Source organism: Azorhizobium doebereinerae UFLA1-100, from assembly GCF_000473085.1.
In the GTDB taxonomy this organism is placed as follows: Bacteria; Pseudomonadota; Alphaproteobacteria; order Rhizobiales; family Xanthobacteraceae; genus Azorhizobium; species Azorhizobium doebereinerae.
The window spans coordinates 42272-59607 of record NZ_AXBA01000016.1; the positions used below are offsets into that span (position 1 = coordinate 42272).

Consider the following 17336-nt stretch of genomic DNA (forward strand, 5'->3'; position numbering starts at 1 on the left):
CGATGCATCAAGCGTGCCGGTGCCGATGCACCGTTCTTCCGGCGGCGGTGCCGGGCGCTTCGCAGGCGGGAGGGGGCGGCCGAAGGGACTGTCGGCCCCGCGGCGCGGGTTCCATCAAAGTGTGAGAGGGCGATTCACCGATCAGATCGATTCACTCTGATCGGATCGCGGCCTAGCCCCAGGAGCCGCCGCGCGGGGCCCGGCGCGCCGCGCGCCAGAGCGTCCATTGCCGGCGCAAGGGCGAGAGGCCGCCGACCGCCCGGAAGGGATCGCGCACGCGGGCCAGCGTCCGCAGGTCGCCCGGCACCAGGGCCAGGGTGAGGAAGGCCGGCGCCAGCTCGCGCGGCGCATCGGCGAGGCCCTGCTGCGCGGCGGCGAAATGCCGGGCGGCATGGGCCCTGAGGTCGGCGAGCGTCGCCAGCAGGCCCGGCGTGGGCGCGCGGGCCACCACGTCGTCGCGGCTGGAGCCGTGCCGCGCCAGCAGGTCCGCAGGCAGGAAGCACTGCCCGCGCGCGGCATGCACGGGCAGCGCCCGCATCAGGCCGGTGAGCGCGATGGCCACCCCGCCGTGCCCGCAGGCGTCCGCCAGCGCTGGGCGGGGACCGCCGGCCAGGATATGGACGGAGAGCTGGAGCAGCGCGGAGGCGGTCTCGCCGGCATAGCCTTCCAGGTCGTTGAGGCTGGGCATGGGGTCGTCATAAAGGTCGAAGACCCGCGCCTCGATGAGGTTGAGCAGCGCCCCGCGCGGCAGGCCGTGGCGGCCCAGCGTGTCCAGCAGCGCGCTCGCCACGGGATGGCCGGTCACGTCGCCCCGGCCATGGCCCTCGATCAGCTCCCGCCACCATTGCAGGCGCACCTCGCCGGGCAGCGCCTCGCGCACCACCTCGCGCACGCGGGCGATCTCCACATTGTAGGCATAGAGCGCCAGCAAATCGTTGCGCACGGCGGGCGGGGCGAACAGGGCGGCGAGGAAGCGGTCGCGGTCCTGCGCCCGCACCAGATCGCTGCAATAGGCATAATCGCTGGCGAGGGCCGGCTCGGTCGCGAGGGCGGGCGGCGTGCCGAAATCGGGCGGGAGGCTGGACATGGCGCGATCAGGCCCGATCCCGGCCGGCGGCGCAAGACGTCACCGGGTGCCGAAGGGCGGCTGTCCCGTCCCGGCCGGCGCGGGCGGGGCCATGCGGGAAGAGGCGCGGCGCGGGACGCACGGGGCTACAGCGCCACAAGCCCGGCACCCACCAGCCGCCCTTCGCCGAGCAGCACGTTGTAGGTGGCGGCGGCGGCGGCGGTGGGCATCAGCTCGAAGCGCAGGCCCGCCTCGCGCAGCAGCGCCTTCAGCGGCTCCGGCAGGTGGGCCGGGTCGCGCCCGGTGCCGAGGAACAGCAGCTCGAAGGCGGATGCCTCGGCGAGGATGGGGCCGAGGGTATGAGCGTCAAGGGCGGCGAAGCTGTCCAGCGCCCAGGGCCGGATGCCGCCCGGCAGCGCCAGGATCGAGCCGGCGTGCGACATGCCCTGGAAATGGAAGAAGCGCGGGCCGTAGCCGTCGATCGGCACCTGCCGGGGCAGGAACGGGGCGCCGGACGGATCGGCCACCGCCGCGCCGCCTCAGGCCTTGGCCGGCCGAGAGCCGCCTTTGCCGCCCTTCGCGGCCGGCTTCTCGTCCGCCGCGTCGGCCTCGTCCTGGGCAACCACGGTGGAGGACCGCAGCCCGAGGTGGATGAGGATGGGCGCCGCCACGAAGATGGTGGAATAGGTGCCGATGATCACGCCCACCGACATGGCCAGCGAGAAGCCGCGCAGCACCTCGCCGCCGAAGAAATACAGCGCCAGGGTGGCGAGGAAGGTGGTGGTGGAGACGATGATGGTCCGCGAGAAGGTGGCGTTCACCGCGATGTCGAGCAGTTCCGGCAGCGGGATCTTCTTGTAGCGGCGCAGCATCTCGCGGATGCGGTCGTACACCACCACCGTGTCGTTGAGCGAATAGCCCATGATGGTCAGGATGGCGGCGATGGAGGTGAGGTCGAAATCCAGCCCCAGCACCGAATAGATCATCAGGGTGACGAAGATGTCGTGCGCCGTGGTGACCAGCGCGCCGACGGCGAACTGCCATTCGAAGCGGAACCACAGATAGATCAGCACCACCACCGCGCCCAGCACCAGGGCCAGGATGGACTGGCGCACCAGCTCGGACGACACGCTGGGGCCCACCGTCTCGACGCGGCGGATGGTGAAGTCCTGCCCGAGGGCGCTGCGCACCTTGTCGACGATGGCCTGCTGGGCGGCATCGTCCGTGCCGGCGCGGCCGACGCGGATCAGCACGTCGCGGGCCGAGCCGAATTCCTGGATCTGCACGTCGCCGAGGTCACCGTCGGTGAGCTGCTCGCGCAGCACGCTGAGGTCCGCCGCCTGCTGGGCGGACTGGGCCTCGATCAGCGTGCCGCCGCGGAAGTCGATGCCGAGGTTGAACCCCACCGTGCCGAACAGGATGACGGCGATGAGAGTCAGCGCCGCCGACAAGGGGAAGGTCACGCGGCGCAGCCGCATGAAGCCGATCTTGGTCTGCGCCGGGATATAGTCGATCAAGGGCATGGCGGCGCGCTCTCAGATAGGCAGCTTGGCCGGGCGCTGCCACTTCACCCACCACGCGATCATCAGGCGGGTGAGGGTGTAAGCGGTGAACACGGTGGTCAGGAGGCCAAGGATATAGGTGACGGCGAACCCGCGCACGGGGCCGGAGCCGCCGAGCAGGAACAGGATCACGGCCGTCGCCAGCGAGGTCAAATTGGCGTCGAGGATGGTCCCGAGCGCGAAGGAGAAGCCCTTGTCGATGGCGGCGATGGCCGAGCGGCCCTCGCGCGCCTCGTCGCGGATGCGCTCGAAGATCACCACGTTGGAATCCACCGCCATGCCGATGGTCAGCACCACGCCGGCGATGCCGGGCAGCGTCAGCGTGGCGCCGAGCAGCGACTGCAGGGCGAACATCAGCGTCACGTGGACCGCCAGCGCGATCAGCGCGAACAGGCCGAACAGGCCGTAGACGGCGAGCATGAACACCGCCACCAGCGCCGCAGCCACAAAAGCCGCCGTCTTGCCGGCCTGGATCGAATCCTGCCCGAGGCTCGGGCCGACGGTGCGCTCCTCCACCACCTTCAGCGGCGCCGGCAGGGCGCCGGCGCGCAGCAGGATGGCGAGGTCGTTGGCCTGCTGCACGGTGAAGGAGCCGGAGATCTGGCCCGATCCGCCGAGGATCGGCTCGCGGATCACCGGGGCGGAGATCACCTGGTTGTCCAGCACGATGGCGAAGGGCCGGCCGACCGCGTCCTGGGTGGTGGCGGCGAAGCGGCGCGCGCCGTTGTTGTTGAAGCGGAAGCTGACGATGGGCTGGCGCGACGTCTGGTCGAAGCCCGGCTGGGCGTCCACCAGGTCCTCGCCGGACACGCGCACCTGCTTCTCCACCAGATAGGGCACGCCGTCAGACGACTGGAGCACGTCGGATTCGGCCGGCGGCCGGGTCTCCATCGCCTGCTGCGGCGACATGGACTGGTCCACCATGCGGAACGAGAGCTTGGCGGTCTGGCCCAGCAGCGCCTTCAGGCGCTGGGGATCCTGCAAGCCGGGCACCTGCACCAGGATGCGGTCCGCGCCCTGACGCTGGATGGTCGGCTCGACCGTGCCGAGCTGGTCGATACGCCGGCGGATGATCTCGATGGACTGGTCCACCGCCGAGCGGATGCGGGCGTTGATGCCGGCGTCGGTCAGCGACACCGTGATCTGGCCGTCGGCGCCGCTGGAGACGGTGATGTCGGTCTCGCCCGTGCTGCTGCCGAGCACGGAATTGGTGATCGGGGTCGCCAGCTTGCGCAGCTCGGTCACCGCCGCCTGGGTGTCGTTGGCGTCGCGCAGCCGCACCTGGATGCTGGTGTCGCGCACCGTCAGGCCGGAATAGCCGATCTTCTGCTCGCGCAGCACCCGGCGCACGTCGTCGCGCACCTGGTCGGCGCGCTCCTTCTTGAGCGCGGCGGCGTCCACCTCCAGCAGGATGTGGCTGCCGCCCTGGAGGTCCAGCCCGAGGGTCACATGGCTGGAGGCCAGCCATGAGGGCAGATGCTGCAATACCGAAGCCGGCAGCAGGTTGGGGACGGCAAACAGGATTCCCAACGCTGTGACCACGAGGATCAGCGCCGTCTTCAGCCTGGAGAAGTGCAGCATCGTCTCTGTTCTTGCGTTCGGAGCGGCCTCAGGCGGCCGTCTCGTCCTTGGCGGGCTCGCCCTTGGCGCGGACGGTGGAAATCTGCGAGCGGAGCTGGCGGACCTTCACATTGTCGGCGATCTGCATTTCGATCTCGGCGTCGTCCACCACCTTGACCACCTTGCCCACGAGGCCGCCGGTGGTCACGACAACGTCGCCGCGACGCAGGGAATTCACCATTTCTTGATGCACCTTGGCGCGCTTCTGCTGCGGCCGCAGGATCAGGAAATACATCACCACGAAGATCAGCACGAACGGCGCGAGCTGAATGAGCATGTCGGTCCCGCCACCGGCGGCCGGTGCGCCTTGGGCGAATGCGGGCGATATGAACATTTTGTCCTCGTTCTGTCTGAAGGGAGGGATTGGCGGAGTCCATCCGGACGCCCCTGCCGAAGCGGCGGGACTATACCGGCGGAACCCACGAATGCAAACGCGCCTGTGGGCGGCATCGGATGCTCTTGACCCGGTGCCGAAATAAGTCTCCCAAGGAGGCGGTCCGTTTCACGGCGGAGCGGGCCGCACGGACGAGAGGCTCATGCGGCAGAACCGGATCGTTGAGGACCTTGGCGCGGCCCTGCGCTTCTATTCCCGGCTCCCCGTTCCCGCGCCCTCCGGCGACACCGAAGCCTTCGCCCCGCCGCGCCTCAGCCGGATCGCCTATGCCGTGCCGTTGGCGGGCGCGGTCATCGGCGCCGCCGGCGCGGTGATTCTGCTGCTCGCCGCCGCCCTCGGCCTGCCCCCCCTGGTCAGCGCCGCCCTGGCGGTGACGGCGGGCGTGCTGCTCACCGGCGCCCTGCACGAGGACGGCCTGGCCGACACCGCCGACGGCTTCGGCGGCGGCGCCACCCGGCTCCGGCGCCTGGAGATCATGCGCGACAGCCGCATCGGCAGCTACGGCGCCTGCGCCCTCGTCCTCGCCCTGCTGCTGCGCGTCGCCCTGGTCCAGGGCCTGCTGGCCTCCGGGCCCGCCGTCGCCGCTTTGGCGCTGGTCGCCGGCGCCGGCCTCTCGCGCGCCGCCGGCATCCTGCTGCTGGAATTCCTGCCCCCGGCCCGCGCCGACGGCGCCTCCGCCGCCGCCGGCCAGCCCGGCCCCGATGCCGCCGGCAAGGCCGGCCTCGTGGGCGCGCTCCTCGCCGGCCTGCTGCTGGTGCCGAGCGCGGGGGTGAGCGCGGCGGGCGCCGGCATCGCCGCCGTCCTCCTGGTGCTGTTCGTCATGACGCGGCTCTCCCGCCGCCTCATCGGCGGGCAGACCGGGGACGTGGCCGGCGCCGTCCAGCAACTGGCCGAGATTGCCTTCCTGCTGGCCGTCCTTATCTTCGCCCGGGTGCATTGATCCGGCGCCATGTCCGACACCCCTCACTCCGCCCCGATCCCCTCCCCCTGCATCAAGGTCTGCGTGGTCGATCCGCTCAGCAGCCTGTGCATCGGCTGCGGCCGGACCATGCAGGAGATCGGCGGCTGGCTCGGCTATGGACCGGAGCGGCGGGCGGCCATCATGGCCGCCCTGCCCGAGCGCCTTGCCCGCCTGCGGGCGCAGAACCCCGACGCCTTTTCGGACTGACCCCATGCGCGGCGACCGTTTCCTCTGGATGCTGCTGATCGGCCTGCTCGGCGGGGTCATCGTGCTCGCCGTGCATCACGAGCAGGGCAGCGTCGCCGGCCTGGACCTCAACCAGTTCGGCAGCCTGACCTATCAGGTGCCGATCCTGATCATCGTCGGCGCCGTGGCCTGGTCCATCGTGCGCGGCCGCATCGGCGAGGCGCTGGTGGCGGCGCTGTTCTGGATCCTGCTCGGGACCGCGCTCGCCATCGGCTACACCTATCGCGGCCCGCTGCTCCAGGTGGCCGAGCGGGTGATCGGGCAATTGGTGCCGGGCTATGCCATCAGCCTGCCGGGCAGCGCCATGACCGTGGAGGTCGCCCGCGGCGCCGACGGCGACTTCGCCGTGCGCGTCGGCATCAACGGCGCGACGGTGCCCATGCTGCTGGATACCGGCGCCTCCTCCGTGGTGCTCACCATCGAGGCGGCGCGGGCGGCGGGGCTGCCGGTGGACTTCCTGAAATACGACGTGCCGGTGGACACCGCCAACGGCCGCACCCGGGCGGCCTCCGTGGTGCTGGACAAGGTCACGGTGGGGGGGATCGTCGAACGCCGCGTCCCCGCGCTCGTGGCGCCGGCCGGCATGCTCCGCACGCCGCTGCTCGGCATGAGCTTCCTCTCCCGCCTGGAGAGCTTCGAGGTGCGCGGCGACCGCCTGCTGCTGCGCGGACCAGGACGTGATCCGCAATGAGCACCGCCCCGCAGCCCCGCACCCCCACCTTTCAGGAGCGCCGCGAGGAGCGCGCCATCCTCATCGCCGTCCTGCTCGACCTGTCCCTCGCCGTGCCCTACGGCACCGCGGCGCTCATCATCGGCTCGCTGTCCATGCTGTCCGACCTGCTGCGGGGCGTGCTGCTGCTGGTGGTGGCCATCGTCTCCTGGCAGACCCTGCGCAACCTGCACCGCGGGCGGGTGGCGGCCTATGAATACGGCATCGGCAAGCTGGAGCGCGGCATCGGGCTGATGGTCGGCGTGCTGCTGATCTTCGCCGCCGGCTTCATCGCCTATCAGGCGGTGACCCGGGGCGGCGGCGAGCCGCAGACCGACTTCTGGGCCTGGGTCGCCATCGTCATGGTGGTCTACAATTTCATCGTCAACGCCGGGCCGATCATCCCGCTGTGGCAGGCCAACCGGGCCGGCGGCTCCATGATCGTGCAGGCCCAGCTGCGCGCCCATATCGCCAAGGCGGTGGCGTCCTTCCCGGTGGTGGTCTGCGTGATCATCGATTCGCTCGCCCACGACCCGGTGGTCGCCCGCACCGCCGACAGCATCGGCGGCCTCGTCGGTGCGGCCTTCATGACCTTCGTCGGCGTCTCCATGGTGCGCGCCTCGCTGCCGGACCTGCTGGACCGGGCGCTGAGCGAGCCGGTGCAGCTCAAGGTGAACCGCACGCTGGCCGCCTTCTTCCACGAATACGACGCCCTGCTGGGCATCCGCACCCGGCGCTCGGGCAATATCGCCCATGTGGAGATCACGGTGGGCTTCGACCCCACCCGCAGCATGGCGGACGTCTCCGACGTGCTCGCGCGCATGGAGAAGCACATGGAAACCGAGATCCCCGACGTGGACGCGGTGCTGATCGCCCGCGCCCACGGCGCCGATTCCGGCATCGCCCCGCGCGCCGGGGCGTTCACCGCCTGAGCCCGCAGCTCAGAGCATCTCCAGGGCCACCTTGCGCCGGGGCGGCGGGAAGTCCGCGTCGATGGCGGCGAGATCCTCGGCATCCAGCACGAGATCGCGCGCCGCCGCATTGGCGGTCACATGGGCGACCGTCGCCGCCTTGGGGATGGCGATCACGTCCGGCCGCCTGAGCGCCCAGGCCAGCGCCACCTGGAAGATGTCCACCCCGTGCCGGGCCGCCACCCGGCCCAGCGCCCCGCCGCGCGGCAGCCGGCCCTGCTCGACGGGGCTGTAGGCCATGAACGGGATCTTGTGCCGCGCCTGGAACGGCATGAGGTCGAATTCCGGCCCGCGCCGGGAGGGATTGTAGAGGATCTGGTTCACGGCGCAGGCGCTGCCGCCGACCTCCAGAAGCTCCTCCATGTCGACGGTGTCGAGATTGCTCACGCCCCAGTGGCGGATCTTGCCGGCCTTCTGGAGCGCCTCGAAGCCGGCGATGGTCTCCTCGAACAGATGGCCGCCGCGCCAGTGCAGCAGGTAGAGGTCGAGCCGGTCGGTGCCGAGCCGCTCGAGGCTGCGCGCGCACGCCTCCTCCACGCTCCGGCGGCCGGCATTGTGCGGATAGACCTTGCTGACCAGGAACACCTTGTCCCGCCAGCCGTCCTTCAGCGCGGCGCCCACCAGCTGCTCGGTGAGGCCGTCGCCATACATCTCGGCCGTATCGACCAGTGTGAGGCCGAGCTCGATGCCGGTGCGCAGGGCGGCGATCTCCTCCGCCCGGTGATCGGCCTGTTCGCCCATGAGCCAAGTGCCTTGCCCGAGCGCCGGTACGCTTTCGCCGCCGGTGAGTGTCACGCTTTTCGCCATGCCCGCCTCCCTTGGATCGCGGGACGTTAGAGCGCTTCGCGGGCGGAGGAAACCACGGCGGCGGAGGGACGGGCCGCGCGCCGGCGCGCGGCCGGCGCCCGCTTCCGCCCCCGGGGCCTCAGATATGGCCGAAGATCTGGCTGTATTCGTAGGCGATCTGCTCCACGCCGCTGCCGGTGGGCGACACGAAGCCCACGCTGCTGCCGTTATCCCGGCCCACCGACCAGATGGAGAGGCCGGCGATGTCCGCATTGCCGTCCGCATAGGCCAGAAGCTGCTGCGCGTCGGAGAGCGTGAACACCTCGCTCGACACGTCGTTGATGCCGATCATCACCGTGATGCCCAGCTTGGCGTCGAGGCCGAGGGTGTGCAGTTGCGCCAGGGTGGCATTGGCCGCCGCGATGGCATCGCTGCCCATGTCGCCGCTGTCGACGGCGGCGCCATAGTCCATGGCCATGATGTTGACCGTGTCGACATGGACGCCGTCGGCGATCGCCTGCTTCAGCAGCGCGAGGCCGTCGTTGGTCAGGCCCGTGGGCAGGACCGGCAGGGTGAACGACACGTCGAGGTCCGGATTGGCCGCCTCCAGCGACACCAGCGCCTGATCGCGCAGGTGGTTGGCGGCGGTGTTGGCGAGCGCGGAGCCTTCGACGTCGAAGTCCAGCTTGTTCACATGGTAGGTGTCGACCACCGACTGGTAGGCGGCGGTGAGCGCCGTGGCGCTGGTGAAGGTGAGCGCCGCCTCCTGCCCGTTGGCGCCGCCGAAGGAAATGGTGATGTCGCCGCCGATGGCCTGGAGCGCGGCCACCTGGTCGTGGATGGTCGAGCCGTTGGGCAGGGTGTCGTTGGCGATGGTCCCGGTGCCGCCCCAGCCGATGGTGTCGGTGCCGGAACTCAGCACGAACGCCAGGGTGAAATCGGTGACGCCGGAGGCCTGGGCGATGGCCATGAGGTCCTGGCTCGAACTCAGCGACATGTCGATGTAGGGCGAATAGGACTGCTCCACGCTGGAGCCGCCCGCCGCGTCCGTGGTCACGGTGATGGGCGTCGCCGCCGGCGAATGGCCGGCCTCGTCCACCGCCACCACGGTGAACTGGTAGGCGGTGGCGGCGTCCAGGCCCGTCACCTTGAAATAGGTGTCGGCCGTGGTCGCGACGAGGACGCCGTTCTCATAGATCTCGTAGGCTGAAACACTGCCCGCGCCCTGCACCACGGCGGCGTCCCACACCAGCACCGCCGACGTATCGGACACGGCGGTGGCGAACAGGTCGTCCGGGGCATTGGGCAGGACGGGGGTGGTGTCGAGAGTGCCGGCCACGGTCCACACCTGGCCGGAGCCGTCCGTGCCGCTGTGGGTGGCGGGGTCCGCGCCCTGCGTCCACCAATGGGCCTCGTAGACGAGATTGCCCACGGCGGCGAGATCGCCCGCCACATAGACCGTCGCGGCGCTCCAGGCCGCCGCATAGGCGGTCTCGCCCGTGCCGGTGCCGCCGCCCGAGGAACCGCCCCCGGTGGAGCCGCCGCCCGAGCCGCCGCTGTCGCCGGAGCTGCTCCCCGAGCCGCCGTCGGACCCGCCGGTCGATCCGCCGGTCGATCCGCCCGTATGGGAGGCGAGCGCCGTGGTCCATTCGGCGAGGGCCGAACTGTCCTTGGCGGAGATGTTGGCGAGGGTCAGGTCGGCCAGGGAAACGCCCGACAGGGTGTAGGTCTGGCTGTTGGAGGCAATGGCGATCACCACCGAGCCATCGACCTCGGAAACGGAGAAATTGTCGGCCGAGAACCAGCCGAAATCCAGCTTGTCGAGGGCGGTGTCGAAATGCAGCACCGTGTTGGTGCCCCAGGCCCAGGAGATGGTGGTCACGGTCGCGAGGCCGTCGCCCGCATGGCCCGTGCCGGCATCCCCGCTGGTGCCGCCGCCGTCGGTGGCGCCGCCGGTGCCGGTGCCGGTGCCGGTGCCGGTGCCGGTGCCGCCGGAGGTGCCGGTACCGCCCGCCAGCGCCGTCGTCCATTCGCCCAGTGCCCCGCTGTCCTTGGCGAGGATGTTGGCGAGCGAGAGTTCCGAAAGGGTCACGCCGGACAGCGTGTAGGTCTGGCTGTTGGAGGCAATGGCGATCACCACCGAGCCATCGACCTCGGAAACGGAGAAATTGTCGGCCGAGAACCAGCCGAAATCCAGCTTGTCGAGGGCGGTGTCGAAATGCAGCACCGTGTTGGTGCCCCAGGCCCAGGAGATGGTGGTCACGGTCGCGAGGCCGTCGCCCGCATGGCCCGTGCCGGCATCCCCGCTGGTGCCGCCGCCGTCGGTGGCGCCGCCGGTGCCGGTGCCGGTGCCGGTGCCGGTGCCGGTGCCGCCGGAGGTGCCGGTACCGCCCGCCAGCGCCGTCGTCCATTCGCCCAGTGCCCCGCTGTCCTTGGCGAGGATGTTGGCGAGCGAGAGTTCCGAAAGGGTCACGCCGGACAGCGTGTAGGTCTGGCTGTTGGACGGAATGGAGATCACCACCGAGCCGTTGACCTCGGAGATGGCGAACTGGTCCGCCTGGAACCAGCCGAAATCCAGCACGTCCGATGCGGGATTGAAGGCAATCACGCTGTTCGAGCCCCAGGCCCAGTTGATCGTCGTCGTCTTAGCCATGGTCCACCCGTTGCTGCCTGAACTCCGCATTCAACAGCACCGCCGAGCCCCACCACGCCGTACCGCCTGCCGCGAGCGGTACCTTGATGGGTGCCAGCAAGAGGTGTCCAATGCATTTGTGGCAAGGCGCGATAGGCTGGCTGCATGGCGCCGGCAGGCGGCGATGCGGCCGCGGCGGATGACAAGGGGCCTCGATTGATCGAACTGAAGCGGCTGCGGCAGGTGGTGGCCATCGCGGACAGCGGCACGTTCGCCAAGGCGGCGGAGAACCTGCACATGTCCCAGCCGGCGCTCAGCCGCAGCATCCAGGACCTGGAACGGCAGGTGGGCGCGCCGCTGTTCGAGCGCGCCCCCCGCGCGGTCCGCCCCACCGCCCTCGGGATGCTGGTCATCGAGGAAGGGCGCGACATCCTGCGGCGCGCGAGCGCCCTTGATGCCGCCATCGCGGATCGGCGCGGCCTCGGCCACACCATCGTGTTCGGCTCGGGGCTCTATTCCAACCACAATCTGGTGCCGCTCGCCGTCGCCGCCTTCGCCGCCCGCCAGCCGGAGGTGCAGGTGAAGGTGATCGCCGGCGGCTGGCGCGACTGCCGCGACATGCTGGAGCGCGGCGCCATGGATTTCTTCATCGGCGAACGCATCGACGGGGGCACGGAGGACGCCTTCCGCGAGCGGCCGCTGCGCGAGCGGCAGGGCGCCGTCGTGGTGCGCAAAGGCCACCCGCTCTGCGCCCTCCCCGCCTGCACGGCGGCGGACATCGCGCGCTATCCCTTCGCCGGCGCGCGCCAGCCGGAGCGCGTGGTCCGGCATTTCCCGCGCAACGCCCGGCTCGGCCGCCCCGACGCCGGAGGCAAGGTGCTGGAGCCGCAGTTCGAGGCTTATTCCTGGGCGGCGGTCTCGGCCATCGTGCGGGACAGCGACGCGGTGGCGTTCGGCAGCCCGAGCCTGGTGGCCGACCATGCAGGCGCCTTGGTGTGCCTCGACGTGGTGCTGCCGTGGCTGCGCTATACCGGCGCCGTCATCTGGCGCACCGAGCGCGGCCTCTCGCCCCGTGCGCAGGCCTTCGCCGATCTCGTCATCGACATCGACGGCACGCTGCCCGACTGAGCGGGCGGGCGGCCGGCAGTTGCCCGCCGGCCGCCATCAAGGTCATGCCGGCCGGCGTCAGGCCGGCACGTGCATGAAGAACTGGGCGATGATCGCCGCACCGAGGAAGGTGCCGGCATTGGCCATCAGCGACACCAGCACGATGCGCCAGCCCAGGCTCTTGAACACCGGCACGTCCTTGGCGATGGACAGGCCGGCGAAGGCCAGCATGGGCGCGGTCATGGCCAGGAAGTTGATCTTGCCGGTCAGCGCCGCGATGTCCGCCGCATAGGGCATGCCCGGATAGGTCAGCGCCATGGCCACCGCCGACACCCACACCACCGCCGGCACGATGCCCCGGGTGAGCCGGTAGATGGCATAGCCCGCCAGCACCGCGCCGATCATGATGGCGAGGCCGGCGATCACGCTGGCATCCGGCACCGTCTTGTAGACGATGTAGTTGCCGATCAGCGACATGGCACCCGACACCACCCACACCACCAGCAGCTCGACGAAGGACAGCTTCACGCCCGGCTCGTGCGAGACCTGCGCGTCCACGGCGGCCATCTTCACCTCGCGGCCGCGGCCGAGGATGGGCTCCAGCTTGCCATAGGCCCACACCGTGAACGGCAGGGAGAGGAACAGCGTGAAATAGGTGCCGATGGTGGTGGTGATGAGGTTGGAGGCGGCGGCGAACGCCGCCACGTCCTTGGCCACCTCGGGCGTCTGCTGCGCGGCGATGGCGCCGGAGGCGGCGGCCATCATGCTGCCCGAGCCGACGCCCGCGCCCATGGCCAGCGCCAGCGGGTTGAAGATGTTGAGGCTCGACACCAGCCCGGCGAAGATGGCGATGAACACCGCGCCGAAGATGGTGCCGGTCATGTATTCGGCCAGCACGCCGCGCCCTTCCGGGCTCGCCATGCCGTATTTCTCGCCGATGATGGCAAGGCTCGGCTCGCGCCCCACCGAGAAGGTGGCGCCGATGGCCTCGCGCTTGATGCCCAGCAGCAGGGCGACGGGCAGGCCGAACACCATGGTGCCGAAGAAGTGGCCGAACTCCTGGAACACCAGCGCCCAGCCGGCGCCGAGGATCTTCGGCAGGTTGCCGCCCACCAGCACGCCCAGCTTGGCCACGAACAGCAGCAGCGCCGGCTGGAGCACGGCGGCGGAGATGGCCTGAAGGTCGGTGGAGACCTTCACCGGCCCCGGCAAGGCGGGCGAGGCCACGCCCCAGGCCGCCGCGATGAGCAGCGCCCACAGCAGCGGCAGCAGCACCACCTTGTAGGTGCCGCCCATGGGCACGTTGACGATGCCGATCAGCTCCGCGACCAGCACGCAGAGCGCGGCGAAGACGAAGACCTTGACCAGCTTTCCGGCCCCGACATCGGGGCGCGCGGCTGCGGCGTGTGTGGCTTGCATGTGGGAACCCCTCTTGCCCCTTGTTATTGGCCTTGCGCCCGGCGCCCCCGCGCCGGGCGGCATATCAGTCCCTCAGGCCGGCCGCATAGCCGAACGCAACGGCAGGCTGCGCCGCCGTCTCGACCCAGACGCTCTTGACCTGGGTGTATTCATACAACGCCTCGACGCCGCTGGAGCGCCCGTGCCCCGAGTGGTTGAAGCCGCCGAAGGGCGAAGCGACGTTGATGGTCTTGTAGGAATTGATCCAGAAGGTGCCGGCCTTCACCGCCGCCGCGACGCGGTGGGCGCGGGCGACATCCTGCGTCCACACCGCGCCGGCGAGGCCGAAGTCGCTGTCATTGGCGATGGCGACGGCCTCCGCCTCGTCCTCGAACGGGATGGCGACGACCACCGGGCCGAACACCTCCTTGCGGGCGATGCCCATGGCGTTGGTCACGTTCTTCAGCACGGTGGGGGCGACGAAATAGCCGCCCTCCTTGGCTTCGCCGGTCTCACCCGTGACGATCTCCGCGCCCTCCCCCGCGCCCTCGCGGATCAGCGCGAGCACGTGGTTGTACTGCTTGGCGTTGTTGATGGGGCCGACCTCGCTCTCGGTGGAGGCCGGGTCGCCGACGCGGATCTTCGCCGCGCCCTTGGCCACCATGTCCACGAAGCGGTCATAGACCTGACGCTGCACCAGCAGGCGCGAGCCGGAGACGCAGCTCTGCCCGGCACCGGAGAAGATCGCCGCCTGGGCGCCGACGGCGGCGCGCTCCAGATCGGCATCGGCGAACACGATGTTGGCGGACTTGCCGCCCAGCTCCAGCACGCAGGGCAGCAGCAGGCGGGCGGCGGCCTCGGCGATGAGGCGGCCGGTGGGCACCGAGCCCACGAACACCACCTTCTTCACCGCCGGCTGCGCCATGGCCGCCTGGCCGGTGGTGTGACCGAAGCCGGACAGCACGTTGACCACGCCCTTGGGCAGGCCGGCGCGCTCGGCCAGCAGGGCCAGCGCCAGCGAGGTGAGCGGGGTCAGTTCGGACGGCTTCAGCAGCACCGCATTGCCCATGGCGATGGCCGGCGCGATCTGCCAGCCGGCGGTGAAGATGGGCGCGTTCCAGGGGGTGATCTGGAGCACCACGCCCATGGGCTCGCGGCGGGTATAATTGAGGTGGCTCGACGGGACGGGGATCACCTCGCCGTGGAACTTGTCCGCCCAGCCGGCATAATATTCGAACATCTCCACGACCTTGCCGACCTCGGCGCGGGCGTCGCGGATGGGCTTGCCGGCCATCAGGCTCTCCACCTGGGCCAGCTGTTCCACCTGGGCCAGCACCTCGCGGGCGATCGCCTGCATGACGCGGCCGCGCCCGGCGGCGGTGAGCTTGGCCCAGGCGGCCTGCCCCGCGGCGGCGGCCACGGCGGCCTTGGCGGCGACGGCCACGCCCGCATCCGGATAGGCGAACAGCGGCTTGCCGGTGGCCGGGTCGCGCACCTCGACGAACGGGCCGTCACCGACGAGGAGTTCGCCGCCCACGTAGGAGCCGATGGTCTCCAGGCCGGGCCAGAAGGGAGCGAGCGCCTGTTGCAGGCGGGGATCGATGAAAGCGGTCACGGGCATCAGCTCTTCTTGCCGGGGAAAGTGGTCTCGACGATGCGGTTGAAGTCCTCGCCGTCGGCGATGGTGGCGGCGCTGTCGGCCCAGATGCCGGCGGCGTCCGCGAACATGGGCAGGTCGAGCCCCAGGCTCGCCACGAGATCGGTGCCGAGCTTCACGTCCTTGCGCATCAGCTTCATGGTGAAGCCGGAATTGAAGGCGCCGTTGAGGATCCAGGTGCCGGCGTTCACCTGCGTCACGCCGGAGCGGCCGGAGCCGGCATTGATGCCCTCCAGCATGCGCGCGGGCTCGACGCCCGCCTCCTGCGCGAGGCGCAGCGCCTCGCCGGCGGTGAGCAGATGCGCCGCGCAGAGCAGATTGTTGATGATCTTGGTCACGTGCCCGGCGCCCACCGGGCCCACATGCACGCGGGTGGCGCTCATGGCCTCCAGCACCGGCATGGCGCGCGCCACATCGGCCTCGCTGCCGCCGATCACCATGGTCATGGTGCCGGTGAGCGCGCCCTTCGGCCCGCCGCTGACCGGCGCGTCGATCATCGCCATGCCCGCCGCCTGAAGCGCGGCCGCCAGCTTGCGGGTGGTGTCGGGATGGGAGGTGGAGGTGTCCACCACCAGCAGGCCGGGCTTTGCCGCTTCGAGGATGCCGCCGGGCCCGGCGACCACCTCCTCCACGATGGCGGCGGTGGGCAAAGAGAGGATGACCACATCCGCCTTCGCGCACACGGCGGCGAGATCCGCCAGCGTCGCCACGCCCTCCGCCGCCAGGGCGGCGCGGGTGGCGTCCAGGGCGTCATAGCCCACCACGTCCACGCCGGCGCGCTTGAGGGACAGCGCCATGCCGCGCCCCATGTTGCCGAGACCGATCACGCGAACGCTTGTCACGCGCTTCTCCTCAAACCGGAACGCGCTCCGGGGGAAACGGTGCGTTCCCCCTGCGGCTTGGCGCGTTCGCACACGGTGGACCGAAGGCGGCGCGCGGGCGGAATCGGGTTGCCATTCCGCCGGCGCGTGTCCGGCCCTCTTGCCCAGGAAAGCTACGGGCTCAATTTGCGGGCAGACAGCACGGGTCCGGTCGCTTAGTGTTGACCTGAAGGCAACGGAGATCTGGAATCGTGGCATCGCCGCTGGACGACCACCGGCTGGGCTATCTCTATGAAGCCATCCGCCTCGGCTCGGTGCGCGCGGCGGCCGACCACCTGGCGGTGAACGCCTCCGTCGTCTCGCGCCAGATCGCCCATCTGGAGAAGGACCTCGGCCTGCTGCTGATCGAGCGCCTGGGGCGCGGCGTGCGCGCCACCGAGGCCGGCGACCTGCTGGCCCAGCGCTTCCGCCAATGGTCCGCCGACCGGGCCGACACCCTGGCCAAGCTCCAGGAGATCCAGGGCCTGAAGCGCGGCCATGTGGACATCATCTCCGGCGAGGGCTTCGTCAGCGACCTGATTTCCGGCCCGCTGAACCGCTTCTGGCAGCGCCATCCCAACCTCACCATGTCGGTGGAGGTGGCCGGCACCAACGACGTGATCCGCGGCGTGGCCGAGGACCGCTACCATATCGGCCTCGTCTACAATGCCCCGCCCGACCCGCGCCTGCGCACGGCGGCGGCGAGCCGCCAGCCGATCTGCCTCGTGGCCGCGCCCGGCCACGCCCTCGCCCGGCGCGGCGGCGCGGTGACGCTGAAGGACGCCGCCGACGCGCCGGTGGCGCAACTGCACACCCGCTACGGCGTGCGGCAGATCGTGGCCATGGCGGAAATGGCGGAGAAGGTGAGCCTGATGCCCGCGCTCACCACCGGCTCGATCTATGTGCTGCGGGAATTCGCCAAGACCGGACGCGGGATCACCTTCCTGCCCGCCTTCTCGGTGGCCGCCGACATCGCCGACGGCTCGCTGGTGGCGGTGCCGGTGGACAATCCTCTGCTGTCCACGGTGGAGGCGAAGGTCATCACCCGGCTCGGCCGCCAGCTGCCCAGCGCCGCCGCCCAGCTGCTGCGCGCGCTGATCGCGCAGATGAAGGCGTTCCATACGGGCCAGGTGCCGGGCGCCTGACCAATAGCCGGAAACCTGCCCCTCCGGCCTGACACCGCGCGACCGCCCGGCTCGCCGTGCTCAAAGTCGATCACCGCCAAAACGTCGGATGTTCTCTGCAACGACTGTATCAAGGCCGCCCGCGGCGAATATCGCCGTGAACATCAGCGCCATGGCCCCCGTCAGGGAGAACATCCCGGCGCGACTGATGTGGCATTTTCATCACATTCTTCGGCCGAGCCA

Annotated in this window: 16 protein-coding genes; 6 read left to right on the forward strand and 10 right to left on the reverse strand. The window is 70.5% G+C overall.

Going from position 1 to position 17336, the window contains the following annotated elements:
* Positions 1-172: 172 nt before the first annotated feature.
* The 5 genes from YU1_RS29375 to yajC form a co-directional block, all read right to left on the reverse strand.
* Positions 173-1087, reverse strand: a complete 915-nt coding sequence (locus YU1_RS29375) for a phytoene/squalene synthase family protein (RefSeq protein WP_051356844.1) — start codon at positions 1085-1087, stop codon at positions 173-175.
* Between the two features lie 125 nt (positions 1088-1212).
* Positions 1213-1593, reverse strand: coding sequence for an Mth938-like domain-containing protein (locus YU1_RS0113540; RefSeq protein ID WP_029004538.1), 381 nt, complete (start codon positions 1591-1593; stop codon positions 1213-1215).
* 12 nt (positions 1594-1605) lie between these two features.
* Positions 1606-2589 carry a protein translocase subunit SecF gene (gene secF / locus YU1_RS0113545; RefSeq protein ID WP_029004539.1) on the reverse strand — a complete coding sequence of 328 codons (984 nt, stop codon included), beginning with the start codon at positions 2587-2589 and terminating at the stop codon, positions 1606-1608.
* Between the two features lie 12 nt (positions 2590-2601).
* A complete protein-coding gene (secD, locus tag YU1_RS0113550; RefSeq protein WP_029004540.1) occupies positions 2602-4209 on the reverse strand; it encodes a protein translocase subunit SecD in 1608 nt (535 codons plus the stop codon).
* Between the two features lie 28 nt (positions 4210-4237).
* Positions 4238-4582: a preprotein translocase subunit YajC gene (gene yajC, locus YU1_RS0113555; protein WP_029004541.1), complete on the reverse strand. Its 345-nt coding sequence runs from the start codon at positions 4580-4582 to the stop codon at positions 4238-4240.
* Between the two features lie 202 nt (positions 4583-4784).
* Here yajC and cobS point away from each other — a divergent pair, with 202 nt between their 5' ends.
* The 4 genes from cobS to YU1_RS0113575 are packed head-to-tail and all read left to right on the forward strand — an operon-like array spanning position 4785 to position 7490.
* A complete protein-coding gene (gene cobS / locus YU1_RS0113560) occupies positions 4785-5582 on the forward strand; it encodes an adenosylcobinamide-GDP ribazoletransferase (RefSeq protein WP_029004542.1) in 798 nt (265 codons plus the stop codon).
* Positions 5583-5591: 9 nt separating this feature from the next.
* Positions 5592-5810, forward strand: a complete 219-nt coding sequence (locus YU1_RS0113565) for a DUF1289 domain-containing protein (protein WP_425339151.1) — start codon at positions 5592-5594, stop codon at positions 5808-5810.
* Between the two features lie 4 nt (positions 5811-5814).
* Entirely contained in the window at positions 5815-6540 is a 726-nt protein-coding gene (locus tag YU1_RS0113570; RefSeq protein WP_029004544.1) for a TIGR02281 family clan AA aspartic protease, read from the forward strand.
* Positions 6537-7490 carry a cation diffusion facilitator family transporter gene (locus YU1_RS0113575; protein WP_029004545.1) on the forward strand — a complete coding sequence of 318 codons (954 nt, stop codon included), beginning with the start codon at positions 6537-6539 and terminating at the stop codon, positions 7488-7490. Before YU1_RS0113570 ends, YU1_RS0113575 begins: the two co-directional genes overlap by 4 nt.
* Before the next feature lie 9 nt (positions 7491-7499).
* On the opposite strand, the gene YU1_RS0113580 is transcribed toward YU1_RS0113575, so the two are convergent.
* Together YU1_RS0113580 and YU1_RS29380 are read right to left on the reverse strand one after the other, a co-directional pair.
* Positions 7500-8336 carry an aldo/keto reductase gene (locus YU1_RS0113580; RefSeq protein WP_029004546.1) on the reverse strand — a complete coding sequence of 279 codons (837 nt, stop codon included), beginning with the start codon at positions 8334-8336 and terminating at the stop codon, positions 7500-7502.
* Between the two features lie 118 nt (positions 8337-8454).
* Positions 8455-10968 carry a fibronectin type III domain-containing protein gene (locus YU1_RS29380; RefSeq protein ID WP_051356845.1) on the reverse strand — a complete coding sequence of 838 codons (2514 nt, stop codon included), beginning with the start codon at positions 10966-10968 and terminating at the stop codon, positions 8455-8457.
* A 195-nt stretch (positions 10969-11163) separates the two neighbouring features.
* Here YU1_RS29380 and YU1_RS32005 point away from each other — a divergent pair, with 195 nt between their 5' ends.
* Positions 11164-12075: a LysR family transcriptional regulator gene (locus YU1_RS32005; RefSeq protein WP_051356846.1), complete on the forward strand. Its 912-nt coding sequence runs from the start codon at positions 11164-11166 to the stop codon at positions 12073-12075.
* A gap of 57 nt (positions 12076-12132) precedes the next feature.
* On the opposite strand, the gene YU1_RS0113595 is transcribed toward YU1_RS32005, so the two are convergent.
* The 3 genes from YU1_RS0113595 to YU1_RS0113605 form a co-directional block, all read right to left on the reverse strand.
* Positions 12133-13473 carry a DUF3100 domain-containing protein gene (locus tag YU1_RS0113595; protein WP_029004547.1) on the reverse strand — a complete coding sequence of 447 codons (1341 nt, stop codon included), beginning with the start codon at positions 13471-13473 and terminating at the stop codon, positions 12133-12135.
* Between the two features lie 64 nt (positions 13474-13537).
* Positions 13538-15073, reverse strand: coding sequence for an aldehyde dehydrogenase family protein (locus YU1_RS0113600; protein ID WP_035715341.1), 1536 nt, complete (start codon positions 15071-15073; stop codon positions 13538-13540).
* Positions 15073-16188 carry an NAD(P)-dependent oxidoreductase gene (locus YU1_RS0113605; protein WP_084539860.1) on the reverse strand — a complete coding sequence of 372 codons (1116 nt, stop codon included), beginning with the start codon at positions 16186-16188 and terminating at the stop codon, positions 15073-15075. The genes YU1_RS0113600 and YU1_RS0113605 overlap by 1 nt, the downstream gene beginning before the upstream one ends.
* On the opposite strand from YU1_RS0113605, the gene YU1_RS0113610 reads away from it, so the two are divergent.
* Positions 16182-17114, forward strand: a complete 933-nt coding sequence (locus YU1_RS0113610; protein WP_029004550.1) for a LysR family transcriptional regulator — start codon at positions 16182-16184, stop codon at positions 17112-17114. The genes YU1_RS0113605 and YU1_RS0113610 overlap by 7 nt on opposite strands.
* Positions 17115-17336: the final 222 nt, after the last annotated feature.